The following is a 20,010-nucleotide window of genomic DNA, read 5'->3' as shown; positions in this document are numbered from 1 at the left end:
TCTAAAATTTAAAATCTAAAATCTAAAATTCGTAGCACTTTTTTCCTACGGGAAGACAAAACTTAATTAGTAAGCGAGCAGCGCACCTGTAAATGGCTATCATGGGCATTTTCTTCTTACTTGCCACAGAAGCTCAAGCTGTTCACTCTGAATTGGCAGAAGGCGCAGCAGAAGGTGGTTTCGGTCTAAACCTAGACATTTTAGAAACCAATCTCATAAACCTAGTGATTCTGATTGGCATACTATTCTACTTTGGACGCAAAGTTTTAAGCAATATCCTGAACGATCGCAGATCCAATATCGCAACTGCCATTCAGGAAGCAGAACAACGCTTAAAAGAAGCACAAGCTTCTCTTTCACAAGCACAAGAACAGTTGACCCAGGCTCAAGCTGAGGCACAGCGCATTCGCCAAGCAGCCACAGACAGCGCCCAGGCAACTAAGCAAGCTCTGTTAGATAAAGCAGCACAAGACGTAGAACGCTTGAAACAAACAGCAGCAGCAGACTTGAATACCGAAAGAGAGCGGGCGTTAACCGAATTGCGGCAGCGAGTAGCCGCTTTGGCACTACAGCAAGTTGAATCACAGCTGCGCTCTGGTGTAAGTGACGATGTTCAACAGGCACTAATTGACCGTAGCATCGCTCAGGTGGGAGGACGGTAATGAAAAGTAACATAGAAACAGCCGAAATCGCCCAGCCTTACGCACAGGCACTGATGTCAGTAGCACAGTCTAAAAATCTGACAGAAGAGTTCGGTAACGATGCGCGTGCCTTACTAGACTTGTTGCAAAATTCTCAACAACTGCGGAACTTTATTGATAACCCCTTCATTGTGCCTGAAACCAAAAAAGCGGTGATCAGCCAAGTAACGGGTGAAGGTGGTAATCCTTATTTACGCAACTTTTTGCTACTTTTAGTAGACAAACGACGCATCTTCTTCTTAGACCAGATTTTAAAACAGTACTTGGCATTGCTACGGCAGCTGAATCAAACTGTGTTAGCAGAAGTAACTTCTGCTGTTGCACTCTCACCAGAGCAAGAAGAAGCCATTAAACAGAAAGTCATTGCTATCACCAATGCGCGTCAAGTAGAACTTGAAACTAGAGTAGACAGCGAATTGATTGGTGGTGTGATCATCAAAGTCGGCTCACAGGTAATCGACGCTAGTTTACGTGGTCAACTACGTCGCTTGTCTTTGCGTTTGACTAACGGCTAGGGGCAGAAAATTTTAGATTTTAGATTGCCGATTTTAGATTGAAGATTGTTCTAAATCTAAAATCAAAAATTTAAAATCCAAAATTGATTCACTCAGCATTTCGATATTGATTACTATTTCTTCCGTGTTGCAAAAGAAAAACATACACCATGAGCATATCAATTAGACCTGACGAAATTAGCAGCATTATTCAACAGCAGATCGAGCAATACGACCAAGAAGTCAAAGTTGCTAACGTTGGTACCGTTCTGCAAGTAGGTGACGGTATTGCCCGGATTTATGGTCTGGAAAAGGCTATGGCTGGGGAACTTTTGGAATTTGAAGATGGCACCATTGGTATCGCCCAAAACTTAGAAGAAGATAACGTGGGTGCGGTACTCATGGGTACAGGTAATAGTATCCAAGAAGGTAGTTCTGTGAGAGCTACTGGTAGAATCGCCCAAATCGGTGTCGGTGAAGCCTTAATTGGACGGGTTGTTGATGCTTTGGGTCGTCCCATCGACGGCAAAGGCGACATCAAATCCAGCGAAAGCCGCTTGATTGAATCACCTGCACCCGGTATCATTGCGCGTCGTTCTGTACACGAACCTATGCAAACCGGGATTACCGCTATTGACTCCATGATTCCCATCGGTCGGGGTCAGCGCGAGTTAATCATCGGCGACCGTCAAACAGGTAAAACTGCGATCGCAATTGACACCATCATTAACCAAAAAGGTGAAGATGTAGTTTGCGTCTACGTAGCCATTGGTCAAAAGGCTTCTACCGTAGCTAACGTAGTTCAAACCTTACAAGAAAAAGGCGCACTCGACTACACAGTAGTAGTTGCAGCTAACGCCAGTGACCCAGCTACCCTACAATTCTTGGCTCCTTACACCGGAGCTACCATTGCTGAGTACTTTATGTACAAAGGCAAAGCTACATTGGTAATCTACGACGACTTGTCCAAGCAAGCACAAGCTTATCGCCAAATGTCCTTGCTACTCCGTCGTCCACCCGGACGGGAAGCTTACCCCGGAGACGTATTCTACATTCACTCTCGCTTGTTAGAAAGAGCCGCTAAACTCAGTGATGAGTTGGGTACTGGTAGCATGACTGCGCTACCCATCATCGAAACCCAAGCAGGTGACGTATCCGCTTACATTCCCACCAACGTAATTTCCATCACCGACGGTCAGATTTTCTTATCTTCTGACTTGTTCAACGCTGGTATCCGTCCAGCTGTAAACCCTGGTATTTCCGTATCCCGCGTGGGTTCTGCGGCACAAACCAAGGCAATGAAAAAAGTTGCGGGTAAGATTAAGCTGGAACTCGCACAGTTTGATGACCTCCAAGCTTTCGCGCAATTCGCTTCTGACTTAGATAAAGCTACTCAAGACCAATTGGCACGGGGTCAACGCCTGCGGGAACTGCTCAAGCAGTCTCAAAACGAGCCTTTGTCTGTAGCTGAACAAGTGGCAATTCTTTACGCTGGTATTAACGGTTACTTAGATGATATCCCTGTAGATAAAGTAACCACCTTCACCAAAGGCTTCCGCGAATACTTGAAGACTGGTAAGTCTACTTATTACGGAGCAGTACAAAGCAAGAAAGTACTAGGTGATGATGAAGAAGCCGCATTGAAGGCTGCTTTAGACGATTACAAAAAGACCTTCAAAGCATCAGTGTAATTAGTCATTAGTCATTGGTCATTGGTAATCTCTAATGACTGATGACAAAGGACAAATGACTAAGGACAAAGGACAAAAATATGCCTAATCTTAAATCAATACGCGATCGCATTCAGTCGGTCAAAAACACCAAAAAAATCACCGAAGCCATGCGGCTAGTAGCAGCAGCGCGGGTACGTCGGGCGCAAGAACAAGTGCTGGCAACTCGCCCCTTCGCTGACAGACTAGCGCAAGTTTTATATGGTTTGCAAACCCGCCTGCGGTTTGAAGACGCAAACCTACCTCTACTGAGAAAACGCGAAGTCAAATCAGTCGGCTTGTTAGTAATTTCTGGCGACAGAGGTTTGTGTGGTGGTTACAACACCAACGTCATCCGTCGTGCAGAAAACCGCGCCAAGGAACTCAAGGCAGAAGGTATCGACTACACATTTGTATTGGTTGGTCGTAAGGCTACCCAATACTTCCAACGCCGCAACCAGCCTATCGATGCTACCTACAGTGGCTTAGAACAAATCCCCACCGCAGAGGAAGCAAATAGAATTGCTGACGAGTTGCTGTCTTTGTTCCTTTCCGAAAAAGTAGACCGCATCGAATTAATCTACACTCGTTTCGTCTCCTTGGTGAGTTCTCGTCCTGTAGTTCAAACCTTGTTACCTCTTGATACCCAAGGTTTAGAAGCAGCCGACGATGAAATTTTCCGGTTGACAACTCGTGGTGGTCAATTTGAAGTCGAACGGCAGAAAGTCACTTCTCAAGTTCAGCCTTTAGCCAGCGACATGATTTTTGAGCAAGACCCAGTACAAATTCTGGATGCCTTGCTACCCCTGTACTTGGGCAACCAATTACTACGGGCATTACAAGAGTCAGCCGCAAGTGAACTAGCAGCGCGGATGACAGCTATGAGTAACGCCAGTGATAACGCTGGTGAACTAATTAAAAACCTATCGCTGTCTTACAACAAAGCCCGACAAGCCGCAATTACTCAAGAACTCCTAGAGGTTGTCGGCGGTGCAGAAGCACTGACCTAGGAAGAACTCAATTGTTAACTATAATTAATAGCTAATTGCTGGTAATTTTAAAACTAGCGATTAGCTATTTGTGTTTTTGAGGATGTGTGAATAAAAGAGTGTTAGTGTTTTTAGCAAAAATACAATATTTTTAGAGTGTGATTACAAGTTTTATCAGTTAGGTTGAATCTCTGTGATTTTCATAAAAATGAAACATTTCCATGAAGTTTGAAATTTCTACGCCTCTTGGCTTTACAGTGAGAACATCCGAAGAATATTGGCAACGTTTGATTATCAAGCATCCTGATATTGAAGAATTGGAGGAGCTAATCAAATCAGCTGTTGCTACACCGGATGAAGTTCGACGCAGTAGCCGAGATGCAGAAGTATTATTGTTTTATCGGGTACTACGAGAAAAACGTTGGGTTGTTGCGGTTGCGCGGCGCTTAAATGGAGATGGTTTCCTGATAACAGCCTACCAAACCGATGCAATTAAGGAAGGGGAAACAGTGTGGCTCAAATAAAGGTGTTTTACGAACCAGAAACCGAGCTATTAAGCGTATTTTGGCAAGTGCCAAGAAAAAACCAAATTGCCACGGAGCTTGGAGACGGGGTAATTTTGATTAAAGATGGGGTGAGTAGTGAGCCAATTGGTTTAGAAGTTTTGTCTTACCGTCCTGGAGATAACCGCTTTGATGCTGTGAGTCTTGAGCTAGGACAAATGAGTTCGATGCAACCAGCAAGCTAATAATCTTCATACAGCGTCTTTGCTGCAAAGCTGCTATTACTCAGGAACTCCTAGAGGTTGTCGGCGGTGCAGAAGCACTGAGTTAGGGACAAGTCAATTCTTAACTACAACTAATAGCTAATTGCTGGTGATTTCAAACTAGCGATTAGCTATTTTTGCATTTGAGAATTTTTTAATATTGGAGTTTATGGAAAAAAGTGCTTTATTTGATTAGTTGGGAAACACTATATAAAATAAATAGTCAATTCTTCTCGTCAATTAACCATTTACCGTCTGAATTACGTACAAGTGTAATTCGCCCATATTTATCAAAATGCTTACTACCATCTTTCTTTAGATACTTTAATTTAGCATCTACAATAGCTTTATATTTGCCGTTTTCAACATATTTGCCGTTTTCAACTACTTCCATAGACTCAATTTCTACAGAATCAACCGTATTCCACCACTCTGTATAGTTGCTGTAATTCATATTACTTCTTTGTATATGAAACTCAGGACTGAGCATAGCCCAGGCCTCTGTATACTGGCGATTATTGATAAGTTCGTAATATTCTTGAACAGCTTTATTTGGAGAAATTTCATTATGCTTGACAGTTTTTGACTCAGCATTTGCACTTGAACACTCATCTTTTTTCTTGACTGCACAATCAAGAGTTTCTGTGACAACATATGTTCCAACTGTTGCTGCTAAAAACTTAACTATTCCGCGACATGAAGAAATAGTAGGAGTTAAAATACAAACAAGCAATATTAGCATTAATCTAGATGATTTTATTGTGATATTCATAAATATTTTTACAAATCGCAATAACATTGAATAGTTAACACATACGTTAATTATGTATCATAAAGACTAAAAAATAGCAATAACAAACTTAAGTCAGTCGATGCAATAAAACCAAACTATGTAAAGAAAAGTAAATCAGGCTCAAATGCTTTCTTCCCCTACTCCCTACCTTATTCCAACAATAATTATTTAAACAGACCTACTTAGGCATTTTTTTGTTATCCTCAATAGGATGATTGATATTAGTAAAATTGCTATCTTCTATAGATTAGCTGGAACGCAGTGTAAACCAATATTATTTTGTAGTTAATTTACCATTCTTAAACTTCTATACAAGAATTTATTGTTTACTAAAATCATTGATGTTGGGTTACGACGCAAAATTGAATTGTCTGTTTAGTCTCAAGATTTTTCGTGCGTTTCACCCAACCTACACAATAATTACAAAACTCTTGATTCTCTCTGCGTCTTTGCGCCTCTGCGTGAGAAAATTCATCCCGTATTTATGCAACATTTTACATAAAATCAGCGATCGCACCACTCAATCGTTAAAAGCAAACTACAGTGCTGAGTAATGAGTAGGTTGGGTGGAGGCGCACAAAAGATATTGGCAGCAACATGATAAATATAAATCGCGCCATAACCCAACACAAAATCATCATATTTTTGGAGGATATTTCAACAAGTGAAATAATTACGTTGTGAATTTTACTCATTGAATTGAGATATTTTCGTGGTTGAAAGTTTTGCGGTTTTTTTCAGAGTATTTGTTGGGTTTGCTGTATTATTAATTAACTAGCTTTAACTTCTCCAAATTGTGTTAAGAATCTAAAGGCTTTGAGAATATAAGTCGCGCAATCTTGTGGTGAAGTATTGTAAAAAGACCGCCACGCATTTGCTTTATCTTCATCATAGCGATCGCCGCGTTCGGGATGTGCATCTAACCATGCTAAACGTACAGCATGACCAATTAACACATCTAAGACAATATATTCTTCGATTTGCAAGTTGGGGTTTTTAGCGGCGATCGCACCTAGTTCCATTAATGCTTCAATATTAACTTGGCGATATTCTGGCGCTTCGATTTTATTTAATAAATGTTCCACTCGCAAAGCAAAGTTCTTTTCACCAGCCGTCATTTCCGATAACATCAATTCGCTATCTAAACGATTACGGCGTTCTAGTTTGTCACCAATGACTAAGCCTTTACAATGTTGCATTAATAGCCAAACTTGCTGAAAGAAGTTTTTCGGGACGCGGTTAATAGCCCCTTCGGCTTTGCGGAAGCGTCGCCAACCACCCACCGGAACTTCGTCGATTTCTTCAGTAATGGTTGGTTGCACTACCCATTCAATATCACTTTCTTTTTGCTTGACGTGTAATGATTCTTGCTGGTGTAACAAGTTACTCATCCCTGTGTAACCCGTTAACACCTGACGCAAGCGCATTTTAATTTCAAAGGGCGAAATTTCCATTAACTGTTCGTAGGCTTCATCTTGGGTGACACGTAATTCTCGTGCTAGTTCGCTGGTAATTAATAAGATGAGATAGCCGACACGTAAAGTTAACAGTCCTTGAAATAATTCCGACTCTGAGCGAATCAAAGTCCCCAGATACAGTATGATTTCTTGTGTCAGTACGCGATCGCGGATATCCTCACGACAGAAGTTATTAATTTTCTCGGCAATTTCATTGGGAGGCATTGGTACAGTAATTAATGATGCTTCGCTATACGCCCTCCCCACAGCTGCTTGCTTACCCCGAATCAAAATGCTGGTGACTGCATCTGATAAAGCAATATCCACCATTTGCAATAAACCCGCAGCCCGACGGACAATTGCCCAGATACCTAAATCACCGGCTTTGATATACACTTCATTCAGCAAATCTCCCACTGTCACGCGAGTATTAGGGCCGCCAAATCCTGTATCAAAGTCTAATCCTTGCAAACGGGTTAAAGTCTGCAATAACTCAATTTGTTCATAAAGATTTTCTGAGCCCCGCAGCGAAGAAAGCAATAATCCCAAATTGGTTTCACACTCCATTTGAAATTCTTGGGTATGTTCTAAGCGCCCACTCTTTCCAGGATGATAAGCCAAGTAACAGCAATGGGGTGCAGCATCGTGCATTGCTGACTGATAAAACTCTGCATCTTGCAGAAAATCAATTCTTTGAATAGCACCTGTCAGCATTAATTGATTCAGTCTGCCTAGTTTGACACGTACACCATTGCAAACACCATCTTTGAGTTCTTGCATTAATTCTAATAATGCTTCCGCACCAATTTCTAACATGGTGTGAGTCAACATTAAAGTTAAAATTGGACGACCTAAATCACTCCAATATTTTTGAATATAAGCAAGTTCGCTTCTGATTTGATCAACTAAGAAATGGTAATCAAGGGTTAAATAAAACTGTTGAGCATCTAAAAATGACGGCAAAAATACTACGGTTTCACCACATATACGAAAAATGCGCGATGTGTTTAAACTCCGCAATCTTCTGGCTGGTCTTCCTGTTAAACCTAGTTTATCGTTGCGGCCGATTTGGGTGTAAATAGTTGATAGTTCTTCAGCTTTTCTAACTTGAATTGGTTCTATTTGCTTGGGGGTTTGAGTTTCAATGCCATGCACTTCTAGTTTTGCTTGTAAGTCATCATCTTCGGCTAATAAAGCAATTTGGACAAGAGCTTCCCGGCTTTTACCAATAGTTAAATATCTCCCTAATGGGTCAATATCCCCAACCGCCAGTAAACCTTCACTTAACATTAACCCCAGAAAATATAAACTTTGCGCCCAGACTAAGGGGATGTTTTCATTGGGTAAACGCTTTTGACTTTGGGGCGTGATTTTTTCGGCTTCGATGTTTTCCGCAGGCACATAATATAGTTCTGGTAATAAATGATAACCGTCCCGTTCTACTAATAATGATTCCAGAAGTTCTTGATATTCTTGGACTTGCTTTTGATCATTACGAAATAGGCCATCAAGTAATAAATAAGTGAAAAATAATGGCCATTCGCATTCAATATCTTCAAATTGCTTTAGTTCCCAAGGTTCGTAGTGTAGACGCTGGTTATCTTCTAAAACAGTTTGATGTCCGTCACGTAAAAAGCGTTTACAGCCGTATTTACCTTGGAGTTTGTTGATGATATCGTTAAAAGTGCGATCGCGCAGATTAATATCCTCCACCGCAAACGCCGGATAGCTAATAATACTCAACAGCGCCGCATCAATTTCTTTAGAAGCCGATTCTCGCGGTAATAACGATTCTAAAGTACTGCGGGCGCGGGCAATTTCATCAGGTAGCACATGAATTACCGATGCTTGACTTCCCCGCAACCCAAATAAATCGAGTTCATTAATCGCCTCTAGTGCAGCTTTCGCCATTCCCACAGAACTAGCGTTTAACTCTGCACTACCATGATTGATTTTATTTCCCCGTTCCCAAATACCATAATCTGGTGTGCGGTAAGCGCGACCTATATAGTAAACCAAGTTCTGTACAAAGTTTACTTCATCAATCGTATAAATAATCTGCAATCCCGAAGCTGTCATTTGCGCCAGCATCAATATAAATATAGATGTGGCATCCAGTTGCAAATGTCCCCATTCATCATCACCTACTACAATATCGCCAGTCGCAGTATTGTATTTAGCGTGTAAACCATCCAAAGGTGACTGGGTATGTTTAAAGCGTTCGACTTTATGCGCCTGTCGCATCATTGCAAACAGCAACCCACGCATTAGCTTAATCACGCTGTGTTCTAATTCGTAAGTGTGTCCTTTGTCTTCATCAACTTTGCGATACGCCAGCGCCAAACCCCAAACCGCTAAAATGCTGTAAACATTGTCTCTCACCCAAGCATCTGTATAATCACCGTGAGCCGTAATGGCTGTACTCGCAGGTAGCAAACCAGTAATCGGATTTTGCCGCACTAAGATAATTGTCTTGATTTGCTGGTAGTAATGCTCTAGTCGAGTTTGTAATTCGGTAGCTGTTTTCATACTCATTAAGGGATGCTTGCAGAATTCCAACCTATAGTTGTGAAGAGAAGGGTTTTGTAATGGACGCGGGGATTTACAGCCAAGAGTAGCAGAGACTACTTATTATCTCGCGTTAGTAGCCATTTAGTTACACAGTTGTGAATGAATTCTCACTGAATCAAAATGTTTTTCACTGGTAAGGCATCTGGTGAAAATGAAGGGAAAGACTTAAAATCTTAGGTTCTAGAAAGAAATTGTGGTAAGACAGAATCAAGTTTTGCCGATTTACACTGTTTACACGACAATTTTATTATACTGCGATCGCAACTCGATGTTGTAAGTAAGTCGATATGAATCGCCAGTCTTATTCCAACTACCACCATTTAAGCCCCTCTATTTACTCCCATTCTAGATATTTACATTTTTCATCCTCCACAAACTTACGCAAACTCTGTAAGGTTTTGAGTTTATAGGTGGTGTTTATGTATTCTTCCTTCGACGGTGAATTACCCAACGTATTCAGCACATCATCACTTTCTTGAACAATTGCGTCTCGCAAGAAGTCACTAAACTTTCTCCGGTTTCCACCCTCAAGAACAATGGCAGAAACTTTCACAGTTTCTCCGTCAGGTTTCATCTCTATTTCTTGAGATTTAGCAATGTTGGCAAAGCCTGATTTTTGCAGCCATTCGTAAAAATCGTCTGAAACATCCACTGTATCAATTGTTTCTTTGGCTTGTGAGTAGAATGTGACATCTAGCATTAGCCTTCCTCCTAAGCTTCAGATTCCAAAAATAATGTCTCAGGGACATTCTCTGCGTATGCTAAATTATGCTCATCAAAAAGTTTCTTTGCTGGCTTCGTAATTATCCCTGTGGTTAATACAGCAGATACACATCCCTTATTAATAATCTTTTGTGCTAAAGCCGAATCGATCTGTTTACGAGTTTTAATTTCAATGTATGGCATTTAGATGTCCTAAGATTTATTGTACTCAGCGTTAATCTGGCGAACAATTTTCTTCACTCTTGGTTCATCCTCAGTGTTGTAATAAAGAATATCGCCTCTAGAATCATTTCCCCTTGTTCTCTCACAACGAATACCCTCTGCTTGTAACCTGTTGATAACCCAGGTGATGAAATCTCGATGGGCTTCCAGTCTATTAATTTGTCTGTCCTCATCCGTTTCCCAGTCTCTGTTTGCCATTTGCCAATTCTCTGTAAGTTCTAGTTAAATGCTTGTCAGTTAAAAAAACTTCTTCAAAACCCTGGCATCATTGATCTGTCAATTGAACTTTCGACTTTCATAAATTATGTAAACCAAATTACGGTATAAGAAAATACCATTTATCTAGTAATATTAAATTTAGTACGCCTTGAACTTTATGCCGATGGTTCACCCAAAAAAGTGAGTGTTTCAGGCAAAGTCACAAAAAAAATTTTATTTTCTGCCGAATTACTGACTATCACCTACAAATAACTCTTCCTACTTAAGTAGTACATAGAAGTGGATTTCTCGTCCAGATGCCTAAGATAGCGATGGAATCGGGACTTTTAGTTATGGCTGAATTTTGTAAATCAATGTGTAATGTGAACATACCTTTGCGGAGACAAAAAGTCTTTTCTATTACTGATTCGGTACTACTGTGGGCGCAAAATTTTGGTTGCTACATGGTCTTCGGTAGAACTCCAAGGGTCGGAGTGCGATTAAGAGTGATATCATAGAAGTCGTCACTGAAGACATCAAAATAATCATCACTACATGAAAGCCGAATCCGTTCGCACTACACTGGCAATACCACGAGAACTTTTAGAAGCAACTGACAAGGCAGTTTTAGAAGGCAAAGCAAGAAGTCGTAATGATTTTATGGTGCAAGCGTTACGTCGAGAATTAGCAGCACAAAAACGAGCCGCAATTGACGCTGCTTTAACAGAAATGGCCTGCGATCCTGACTATCAAGCAGAAGTACTCAAACTAGAGTCTGAGTTTGCTGCTGCTCAGTGGGAGGCTTTTCTGTTAGAGGAATCCTTGTAATGAGAAGGGGTGAGGTCTATGATGCTCGCCTAGAATCAACTGAAGGTTCAGAGCAAGGAGGGACTCGCCCAGTAATTATTGTCAGTCGTGATGCAATTAATTCGTCGAGTCCAGTTGTTTTAGCCGTTCCCTGCACTACGTATCAATCAGGTAAGCGAGTTTATCCAACCCAGGTGTTAATTTTAGCACCCGATGGCGGACTCAAGCGAGATTCGATCGCAATGGCAGATCAAGTGCGGGTACTATCTAAAACCCGCTTTTTGCGTTTAAGAGGCGCAGTTTCGCATTCGGTAATGGCTCATTTATCTCAGGCTTTGTTGATAGCCTTAGATTTACCTATCCCAGAAGAAGAATAATAAAGAGTAGGTTGGGTGGAGGCGCACAAAAGATATTGGTAACAACAAGGTAAATCTATGATTGCGCCGTCACCCAACTGTTGTAAAAATACTTAAAATGTGCTGTGTTGGGTTACACTGCGTTTCACTCAACCTACAGAAATAGCTTGATCCTCCTGCCTTCTGCCTCCTATGATAGCTCTACCCTGAGTCTTCAAACAAACACTAATGAGTCGATGTAAATATTTTGACTTTGTGAAGTTTGCCAGCAAACCTCTACATTTGCTTGACACAAATTTTAGCAATAGTACAATCGACACTAGTTAACGAAAAATCAGGGTAATCAATAGTGTACCTGTACTGAATATCACAAACTTAGTACGTGGTTACTGAAAATTGATTCAGATCGCACTATTCCAAGTTAGGATGATCAGTTAGCGATGCCTTGATTTGGCAATCGATATTGAGTTGTTGAAATTTTATGGACAAAAGTCCACAAGACGGCAGTACGAACCTCCTCTAAGCTAGTGAGCGTGTCTCTCGGCGCGGGGGAGGCACATAGGAGGTATTCATGCTTACACAGGACATTCGTGATTCACTGTTCAATGTCTCTGATTTAAATCAGTTGAAATGCGACTTAAATGGGTTACAACCCGTAGATGTCGGTGAATATATTACAAAATTACCAGAAGAACAGAGGGCGATCGCTTTTCGGCTGTTAAATAAAGCCCAGGCAATTGACGTGTTTGAATATCTACCCACAGAAGTGCAGGAAGAACTAATTAACTCTCTGCATAATGTCCAGGTAGCGCAAATTATGGAGGCGATGAGTCCTGATGAACGGGCAGAATTATTTGATGAATTGCCGGCTGGGGTAGTTAAACGCCTAATACAACAACTCAGTCCCGAACAAAGACAAGCAACCGCTACAATTCTGGGTTATCCCGAAGGTACAGCAGGCCGGGTAATGACTACAGAATATGTGCGTTTGCAAGAAGGTTTAACTGTTGGTGAAGCCTTAAGCAAAATTCGCCGTCAAGACGAAGATAAGGAAACAATTTACTACGCCTACGTTACAGACAATAACCGCAAACTTGTCAGAGTCGTTTCGTTGCGTCAGTTATTGTTTACTTTTCCTGATGTTTATATTCGTGATATATCTAGCGATCGCGTCATCAAAGTTAAAACCGAAACGCCGCAAGAAGAAGTCGCCCAAATCATGAAGCGTTACGACTTAATCGCTATCCCAGTAGTTGACAGGGAAGATCGGTTAGTCGGCATCATCACCATTGATGATGTGATTGATATTTTAGAAGAAGAAGCCACCGAAGACATCCAAAAATTAGCCGGGGTGAGTGGTGATGAAGAAGCTTTATCTGCGCCCTTAGTTACCATTCGTAAGCGCCTACCGTGGTTATTGGCAATTATGGGATTATACATTGGTGCGGCAAGTGCGATCGCTCCTTTCCAATCAGTAATCGCGGCTGTACCAGTCTTAGCTGTCATTATGCCAATTTTCTCCAACACAGGCGGGACTGTGGGTATTCAAGCCTTAACTGTGACAATTAGAGGCTTGGGTGTCGGCGAAGTCACACCCAGAGATACTTTCAAAATTCTCCGTAAAGAAGTGCTGGCAGGTTTAGGCACAGCAGTCGTTTTAGCTATCACCATGATGGCACTATCAATGATTTGGGCGAAACCTCAAGAACGCTGGGTTGGTGTGGTTGCAGGTACAGTCATGGCGACTAATACACTAGTGGCTGTGACTCTCGGTACTCTTTTACCAATGGGTTTAAAACGCCTGAAGCTTGACCCTGCATTAGTGAGTGGGCCGTTAGTTACAACTATGCTAGATACTATCGGCTTTTTAACTTTCCTGACGTTAATTTCTGTAGCTTTGCATGTTTTTCACTTACCCCAGTGATCGAACACATCTTAACTTAATGTAAAGTTTAATTTCATCACCCAAGAAGTTTGGTATGATATTTTATCGTTAGGACTTAAGTAAACAGCTTTTTCAACTCTATTCCCTCCGTTGCCTCTGTGTCTTTGATCAAACCCCAGTTATTGGGTATTCCTGTAGAGTAAGCGAAGCCTCTAGCGCATCTAAGGTTTTCGCACTCTGCATATAAGTCCTGATTGTAAATATATTGATGACTCTGGCATCTATCGTTTTGGGGTAAATAGCAAATATTGAACACCCCAAATTTGCTACATCAATAGTATTAACGCAAACATTCAAGTTTAAATCTCTCAACAGTGTGAGAACATCGCCGTCTCATACAACAGAGATTTGATTGAGAATATATGCAGCTTGGTTTTAAATCTCTATCTTTACAAGCGCAATCTAGAAAAGATTGAACTTCTTCACTACTAGCTTTTCCTCAAATTACTTCTTGAGAATCCTTCCTAATATTAACTATTACTAAATATTTAGTAGTGAAATTTTGTTAAATCTATTTACTAATAGAAAGTTATGTGCTGTTGAGCAAATTAATTCTAGATCAGCAAAATGTATCAAATTTGATAATACATAATATTGATGACAAGTCAACCTGAAGATATACAAAGTTTAAATATTGAAACTGAGTATATGAGCTTTATTGTGTGCTTATATTGCTTGAAGAAATTGACCAACAATGAGGGATAAAGTGTCTTTATCTCTGTTATGTTATGTACTGAGGTAATTCATTTAATTTTGATAAAACTATTGTCTGGCAGGTCATATAGTTGGCCCAATGAAGTTATATAAAGGCAAGACATATTAGCTCAGAGCCTTGATTTTGAAGCATCATAGCCTAATGCCCAGAGTAAATATCAAGCACATACGCATTTACTCTGTAGCTGCATAACTCTTTCTTAATGATGCTTTCTTTAAACTTTTTTTTAACTTCATGATGAAAATAACTGAATTTTAAAGATTACATAAACTAGGCTTTAGCGTCGCATTAACTTCATAGTGTCTTGATTTATTTGAGACAGTTTATGTAGAAATATTTAACAGTATATACTTAATAAAAATTTCCTTTTAGTTTGAAGTTGTAGTAATATACAGTGTAATTAGTTACTCAACTATTTGCGAACTTAAGTTCTAAAGTATTGGGATCAATACTTTGCTTGATTTCTTCGTACTTGGTGACGAAAAAGTTACAGTTCCTCTGCGGAATCTGTAGCTCTGGAATTGTATTACTCCTAATGCGAAATAGATAGCCTTGAGTTTGTATTACTCAAATATTAAATAAGCTTGGAACTTAGTTAATGCGAAAACAACGAAGATTCCTTTTATTAATAGTGGGTTTATCGTTAGGTCTGTCGGTACTGATAGGCTATATCAACCCACAAAAAGTCTTTGGTCAGATTGCTCTGCCCGATGATGCAACTTTAATTGCACGGCGCAGACAAGAAGTTGCATCAAACTTCGTAGTTCAACCTCCTACTCGTACTCTGCGTCCAGTAGAACGTGTACGTCGTGATACCTTTGGCGATGTAGGGCTTGACCCAGTAGATACTTTGGAAGAGTTGGATAGATTGGTTTATCCGTCCATCCCAACATCAATTCGGGAAAGAATTGTAGAAGGTTCTACCTTCTTTACTACTCCCAACCGAGTTGAGGATGGTTTTGGTTCAACCTCTATGCAAACTCGATGTGCGGGTTGTCACTTAAATAACGTTGAAGCAGTACCTGGCGAAGGATTACTGACTGGTACTTCTAACGTTAGTAGAGCTGGCAGAACAACTCCCACTCGGTTCAGTATCGTATCAGGTAATACCCAAACAGGTGGTAGAGCGCCTGGAAGCCGTTTAGATCCGGTTGAGCCTGATGGTTCTGTTGACTTAAGTCGTCTAAGTCTAGCCTCTAGTGGCGAGTTAGATGCAGTCAACAACACAGGAAGAACCGCAGCCTTTACGGTATTTGGTGACTATTCCGCATCAGCGAACGTTTTCGACCCCCTGAATGGAAATATCAACCGTGTAACAGGGTTTGGTCAGAACTATAGTGGTTTCTTGCAACACGTCCGCCCAGCAACGGAACAACTAAGAGCAAGATTTGGGATAGATTGCTTCCCAGATGCTATTCCTAGTGTTTCGGAAGATAGAAACCTCGCTAACTTCAACCGGACTACACAACAAAGTGCAAGTGGCTTTAGACGTGCTATTAGTGAGTTCGCAGGGCCTCCATATATTGGTCGTGGGTTGATAGAAGCGATTCCCAACGTAGATATTACAGCCGCTTCTGACCCCACCGATGCCAGAGGAGACAGATCCTCACTGAAAACCGCTTTATTCCAATGTACCGGTGATTGCGTTACAGGTCAGGTCAATACAATTCCTAGCAATATACCTGCGGCACAACAGCAACAAAGACAAAACGAACTTCTCGCTACAGGGGTAGGTCGTTTTGGTCTACGGGCGAATGGTTCCGAGATGTTGCAGTTTATTTTGGGTGGTATGTTCGGTAGTTTGAGCATGACTAACGTGTTCTCTCCTCTAGAACAAGTTATTGCTGACCCAGCTATTGCTCCTTACAATCGCAACTGTCGAAATGAAGTAGCTGATGGGCCTGCACCTGATCAGTTTGAGCTATCTGTTGCCACACCATTTAACGAACGTAACTTTATCCGTTCAACAGCTCCCCCAGAATTTGGTAGAGACTTGTTGGCTGTCCTGAGAGCTAAAGATCCTTCTAGACCTTTACCTGGTAACAATCCAGCTGCTAGAGTCCAAAGAGGGGCGCAATTGTTTGGTATCGACTTAGTTGCCTTTGCTAACCGGACGATTCCCGGTAAGATGCCTAGAAGCGGCAGCGATGGTTTAGATCCGAATGCGATTAACCAGAGCGATCGCATGGTTGGTTGCGTTAACTGCCACACTCCCATTCAAAGAACTGGTTTATCTCCTGCTAATGGCGACCCATCCTTGGGGCCAGATGCCCAAGCACTTGTGGATGCTCTCAGCTACCGTTGGGCTCCTCTATTCTCTGATATCAACATCCACAGAGGCCCAGTCATTGACGCTGAAAGATTCTCCCCAATTCCACGCGATCCATTCCTGGTTAGCCGTGCTGAGGCTTTTGGTCAAACATCTGGTGGTAACGTTGCTACCTTCATGACCTATGATTTGATGCGGAACTTTGCTAGTGATTCCTTCACTAACCAACAAGGTTCTGCTCTTGGTGATCAGTTCCGTACACCTCCTCTGGCTGGTATTGGTAGAGTTGGCCCTCCATTCATGCACGATGCGCGTATCTTCTTGAGCGCACTTAACCGTGACACTACACCTGCGGGTACTGTAACAACCAACAGAGACGTGACTAATGAACCTTTGGTTGTTCGCAACGTAGACGAAGCACTGCTGGCTGCAATTGAATTACATGATTTACCTGCACCTGATGATGCTAGGACTTCTACTCTGCCAGGTGGCGGATGTCCTGTACCTCCAAATGTAGGTGGTAAATACTCTAACCAAATTAGTTATGATGGCAGTCTGACCAGCAGTGACAAGATTGTGATTGACTACGGTGCAAGACCTCAAGATGTCATTTGCCCACCATATAACAGTGCGCTTTCCAACACTCACCGAAGTGAAGCACGAGAAGTTATGGCTCGCTTCCGTTCTCTCACACGCGATGATCAAAGAGCAATTATCGCTTTCTTGAGACAGTTGTAAGACCTCTTTGTTTGATCTGACATTGAGTGTTTGAAGATTGAATTACAGGGACGTTTTCAAAACGTCCCTTCTTTTTTGTCTTTAACGGGTTGCAAGTATTAAAATCCCCGGCTTTTTGAAAAGTCGGGGATGTGTGAGCTTTGATAATTGGTTTACTGGACTACTAGTACAACAAGGCAAAAGTAAAAGGTCAAAAATAAAAAGAAAGAATATTCATAACACAAGCTTTCTAGCAATTTCTTATGGTCGGTTTATTTACGCCGAACTGTACTAGTCTTTCCCAGTAGAATTAGTTAGACTTTTTGAGGAGTTTTCTTTAGATAATCAATTTGCTCTTTAGATAGAGTTGTTCTAATTAACTTACCTTCAAATCGATTAAATTCTGCAATGATTTTTTCGGTATCGGCATAGTTAATCAAAACAAATATAGCCGATGAATTAGGGGTTAAAGCTGCTTCAACTTCGGTTAAAAAACTACTGTTAAACACACTTTCTTTAATGGTAAGAGAGCGATGAAAAAAAGTTGCGCTAATGATCCCACCCCAAAGCTCATTACTCAGATCACCAGGTTTAACTAAATCATGATAGGGTTTAACCCTGATCCTACCCTGTGCATTTTTTGTAATGACAACTGCATCTTCTAAATCAGCTAAATGCTCTTGTTCCAGTTTTAGTAGTTCTAGAAGCATTTCATCTGCTTTATATTTATCATTAAAGCTGATTACCGCTAATTCACTCATACTATTTCTACGATAATTTTTTATACTTCTTAGCTGTATCCACTTTTACCCTAGAAATTACTTGTTGTTAAGGTGTGTAGGATACAAAACCGAAATATTTATGACGGTAATGGAGTGAATGAGTCAGTAACCAACTGTGAAAATTTGAACTCTGCAAGCGCGAATTTTTTATGTAGATGCGGCTGATAACTGTCCATTCACCATACTAAAATGTTTCCACCCAAGGACGTAATTCTACTTCCCACGTCCAAGCACTGCGGGGTTGACGGAGAATGTTAAGGTAAGTTTGAGCGATCGCATCAGGATCTAGTAAACTATCTGGTTTATCGGGGGCTTCTTGTCGTATGTCTGAACGAATCCCACCATCAATAATAAAGTGTGCTATGTGAATATTCTGCGGTGCGAGTTCCCGCGCAATACTTTGAACTAAACCCCGCAAAGCAAATTTCCCCATCGCAAAGGGCGCAGAACGTGGATAACCTTTGACACTAGCCGACGCACCTGTAAAGAAAATTGCCCCTTCGCCTAATTTCAACATTCTTTTAGCGGCGGCTTGTGCTACCAAAAAGCCACCATAAGCAGTAATATCCAGAGATTTTGCCACCTCGCTAGGGTCAAGGTCAATTAACTTACCTGTAACTCGGAAACTTGGATTGTAAACTACAACGGTTGGCGCTCCTAACTTTTGTTCTACATTGTTGAACAGTTGGTTGACGTCGTTTGGTTGAGAAGCATCACAGGCAAAACTAACCGCGCCAATCTCTTGAGACAATGTACTCAGCTTATCAATTTGTCTTGCAGCTAACCCAACCTTCATCCCTTCAGCAGCGAACAAACGCGCTAAGGATGCACTCAGTCCATTACCAGCACCAACAATTAATGCAGTGGTTGTCATTGAGTTTATTTCTCCAATTCAGATTGCAAGTTTAATTTACTAGTGTTTATCTCGCTAATTCAGCTAATTTCGGCATCATTTCATGCTTTTCTGTAAGCCCAGGTTTCAAACTTTGCTGGAGAAGATAAAATTTTGTCTAATGAACCATAATGATTGAGACAAAATTCTTTAAATTCGTTGATAGCTAAATGATATTGATTATCTGCTAACCCCCAACATAAACCGTAGGCTCGTGATTGAAAAAAGCTGATTAAATCATCAATTGTGTTGCTGACTAACCATTCTTTAGCTACTAAATAATTGGAAATATAACCTTTTTGATGTAAATATCCTTCTACATCTATTGCATGTATTGGTTGAGAAATCGGCTTTGATGCTTCATATTTAGATAGAATGCTGCGGAAATAGCCTTCAAATTCTCTTCTAGCTGGTGGAGTAATCCATTGACAATTGAGATAAAAACCTCCTGGCTTCAGCACTCGCTCAATTTCATCTAAAAATGCTCTCCAATCAGCAACCGTGTGGAGCATATGAACAGTTAATACAACATCAAAACTGTGATCTGAAAATGGTAATTGTGACGCATCAGCTTGAATCAACCGCAAATTTTCAGGAGTACCATTTAATTTTTGACGACACTGATTGAGCATTTCTACTGAGATATCAATTCCTGTTACAGAATAGCCTCGTTTGACGAGAGGAATAATATTTAATCCTGTGCCGACACCAGGTTCTAAAAAAGATGTCTCAGGTGTGGCACAAACAAGTTGAAGAATAAAGTCCGCTACTTCTTCTGCTATTGTTTCTGATAACCAACGTGTTTGGTCATAGATTGGTGCAATATTGTCGTAATAATTGAACTTTTTCATCTTTCAACTTCTCCTTGCTCTTTCGCAAGTCTAATGATGAGTCTTTGGCTGCA

The 20,010-nt window shown here is 41.0% G+C and carries 18 protein-coding genes; 10 read left to right on the top strand and 8 right to left on the bottom strand.

Going from position 1 to position 20,010, the window contains the following annotated elements; all coding sequences use genetic code 11:
- Positions 1–92 precede the first annotated feature (92 nt).
- The 6 genes from H6G77_RS07170 to H6G77_RS07145 all read left to right on the top strand — a co-directional run bounded on the left by H6G77_RS07170 (position 93) and on the right by H6G77_RS07145 (position 4,641).
- Positions 93–662, top strand: coding sequence for a F0F1 ATP synthase subunit B (locus H6G77_RS07170; protein WP_190590585.1), 570 nt, complete (start codon positions 93–95; stop codon positions 660–662).
- The gene (gene atpH / locus H6G77_RS07165) at positions 662–1,216 is read left to right on the top strand and encodes an ATP synthase F1 subunit delta (protein WP_190590586.1); all 555 of its coding nucleotides are present in this window, start codon (positions 662–664) and stop codon (positions 1,214–1,216) included. Before H6G77_RS07170 ends, atpH begins: the two co-directional genes overlap by 1 nt.
- A gap of 149 nt (positions 1,217–1,365) precedes the next feature.
- Positions 1,366–2,886 carry a F0F1 ATP synthase subunit alpha gene (gene atpA, locus H6G77_RS07160; RefSeq protein WP_190590587.1) on the top strand — a complete coding sequence of 507 codons (1,521 nt, stop codon included), beginning with the start codon at positions 1,366–1,368 and terminating at the stop codon, positions 2,884–2,886.
- A gap of 80 nt (positions 2,887–2,966) precedes the next feature.
- Positions 2,967–3,914 (top strand): F0F1 ATP synthase subunit gamma, encoded by a 948-nt coding sequence (locus H6G77_RS07155; protein ID WP_190590588.1) that lies wholly within the window; start codon positions 2,967–2,969, stop codon positions 3,912–3,914.
- A 200-nt stretch (positions 3,915–4,114) separates the two neighbouring features.
- Positions 4,115–4,417 (top strand): hypothetical protein, encoded by a 303-nt coding sequence (locus H6G77_RS07150; RefSeq protein ID WP_190590589.1) that lies wholly within the window; start codon positions 4,115–4,117, stop codon positions 4,415–4,417.
- Positions 4,405–4,641, top strand: coding sequence for a hypothetical protein (locus H6G77_RS07145; protein WP_190871194.1), 237 nt, complete (start codon positions 4,405–4,407; stop codon positions 4,639–4,641). The genes H6G77_RS07150 and H6G77_RS07145 overlap by 13 nt, the downstream gene beginning before the upstream one ends.
- A gap of 241 nt (positions 4,642–4,882) precedes the next feature.
- On the opposite strand, the gene H6G77_RS07140 is transcribed toward H6G77_RS07145, so the two are convergent.
- The 5 genes from H6G77_RS07140 to H6G77_RS07120 all read right to left on the bottom strand — a co-directional run bounded on the left by H6G77_RS07140 (position 4,883) and on the right by H6G77_RS07120 (position 10,623).
- Entirely contained in the window at positions 4,883–5,431 is a 549-nt protein-coding gene (locus tag H6G77_RS07140; protein WP_190590591.1) for a hypothetical protein, read from the bottom strand.
- A gap of 791 nt (positions 5,432–6,222) precedes the next feature.
- Positions 6,223–9,438 (bottom strand): glycoside hydrolase family 15 protein, encoded by a 3,216-nt coding sequence (locus tag H6G77_RS07135; protein ID WP_190673463.1) that lies wholly within the window; start codon positions 9,436–9,438, stop codon positions 6,223–6,225.
- A gap of 376 nt (positions 9,439–9,814) precedes the next feature.
- Complete coding sequence (locus H6G77_RS07130; RefSeq protein WP_190590593.1) at positions 9,815–10,180, bottom strand: hypothetical protein; 366 nt, start codon at positions 10,178–10,180, stop codon at positions 9,815–9,817.
- An 11-nt stretch (positions 10,181–10,191) separates the two neighbouring features.
- A complete protein-coding gene (locus H6G77_RS07125; protein WP_190673466.1) occupies positions 10,192–10,386 on the bottom strand; it encodes a hypothetical protein in 195 nt (64 codons plus the stop codon).
- Between the two features lie 9 nt (positions 10,387–10,395).
- Positions 10,396–10,623 (bottom strand): hypothetical protein, encoded by a 228-nt coding sequence (locus H6G77_RS07120; RefSeq protein ID WP_190673469.1) that lies wholly within the window; start codon positions 10,621–10,623, stop codon positions 10,396–10,398.
- Positions 10,624–11,178: 555 nt separating this feature from the next.
- On the opposite strand from H6G77_RS07120, the gene H6G77_RS07115 reads away from it, so the two are divergent.
- The 4 genes from H6G77_RS07115 (at position 11,179) to H6G77_RS07100 (ending at position 17,453) form a co-directional block, all read left to right on the top strand.
- Complete coding sequence (locus H6G77_RS07115) at positions 11,179–11,451, top strand: ribbon-helix-helix domain-containing protein (RefSeq protein ID WP_190590594.1); 273 nt, start codon at positions 11,179–11,181, stop codon at positions 11,449–11,451.
- A complete protein-coding gene (locus H6G77_RS07110; RefSeq protein WP_190590595.1) occupies positions 11,451–11,807 on the top strand; it encodes a type II toxin-antitoxin system PemK/MazF family toxin in 357 nt (118 codons plus the stop codon). The genes H6G77_RS07115 and H6G77_RS07110 overlap by 1 nt, the downstream gene beginning before the upstream one ends.
- Positions 11,808–12,357: 550 nt before the next feature.
- Entirely contained in the window at positions 12,358–13,710 is a 1,353-nt protein-coding gene (mgtE, locus tag H6G77_RS07105) for a magnesium transporter (protein WP_190590596.1), read from the top strand.
- Positions 13,711–15,044: 1,334 nt separating this feature from the next.
- Positions 15,045–17,453 carry a di-heme oxidoredictase family protein gene (locus tag H6G77_RS07100; protein ID WP_190871193.1) on the top strand — a complete coding sequence of 803 codons (2,409 nt, stop codon included), beginning with the start codon at positions 15,045–15,047 and terminating at the stop codon, positions 17,451–17,453.
- 293 nt (positions 17,454–17,746) lie between these two features.
- On the opposite strand, the gene H6G77_RS07095 is transcribed toward H6G77_RS07100, so the two are convergent.
- The 3 genes from H6G77_RS07095 to H6G77_RS07085 form a co-directional block, all read right to left on the bottom strand.
- Positions 17,747–18,193, bottom strand: a complete 447-nt coding sequence (locus H6G77_RS07095; RefSeq protein WP_190871192.1) for a DUF1269 domain-containing protein — start codon at positions 18,191–18,193, stop codon at positions 17,747–17,749.
- Between the two features lie 205 nt (positions 18,194–18,398).
- Complete coding sequence (locus H6G77_RS07090) at positions 18,399–19,088, bottom strand: SDR family NAD(P)-dependent oxidoreductase (protein WP_190590599.1); 690 nt, start codon at positions 19,086–19,088, stop codon at positions 18,399–18,401.
- Between the two features lie 80 nt (positions 19,089–19,168).
- Entirely contained in the window at positions 19,169–19,957 is a 789-nt protein-coding gene (locus H6G77_RS07085) for a class I SAM-dependent methyltransferase (protein ID WP_190590600.1), read from the bottom strand.
- Positions 19,958–20,010: the final 53 nt, after the last annotated feature.

This window comes from Aulosira sp. FACHB-615, assembly GCF_014698045.1.
Lineage (GTDB): Bacteria > Cyanobacteriota > Cyanobacteriia > Cyanobacteriales > Nostocaceae > Nostoc_B.
This window is presented reverse-complemented; position numbering and strand designations above follow the sequence as displayed.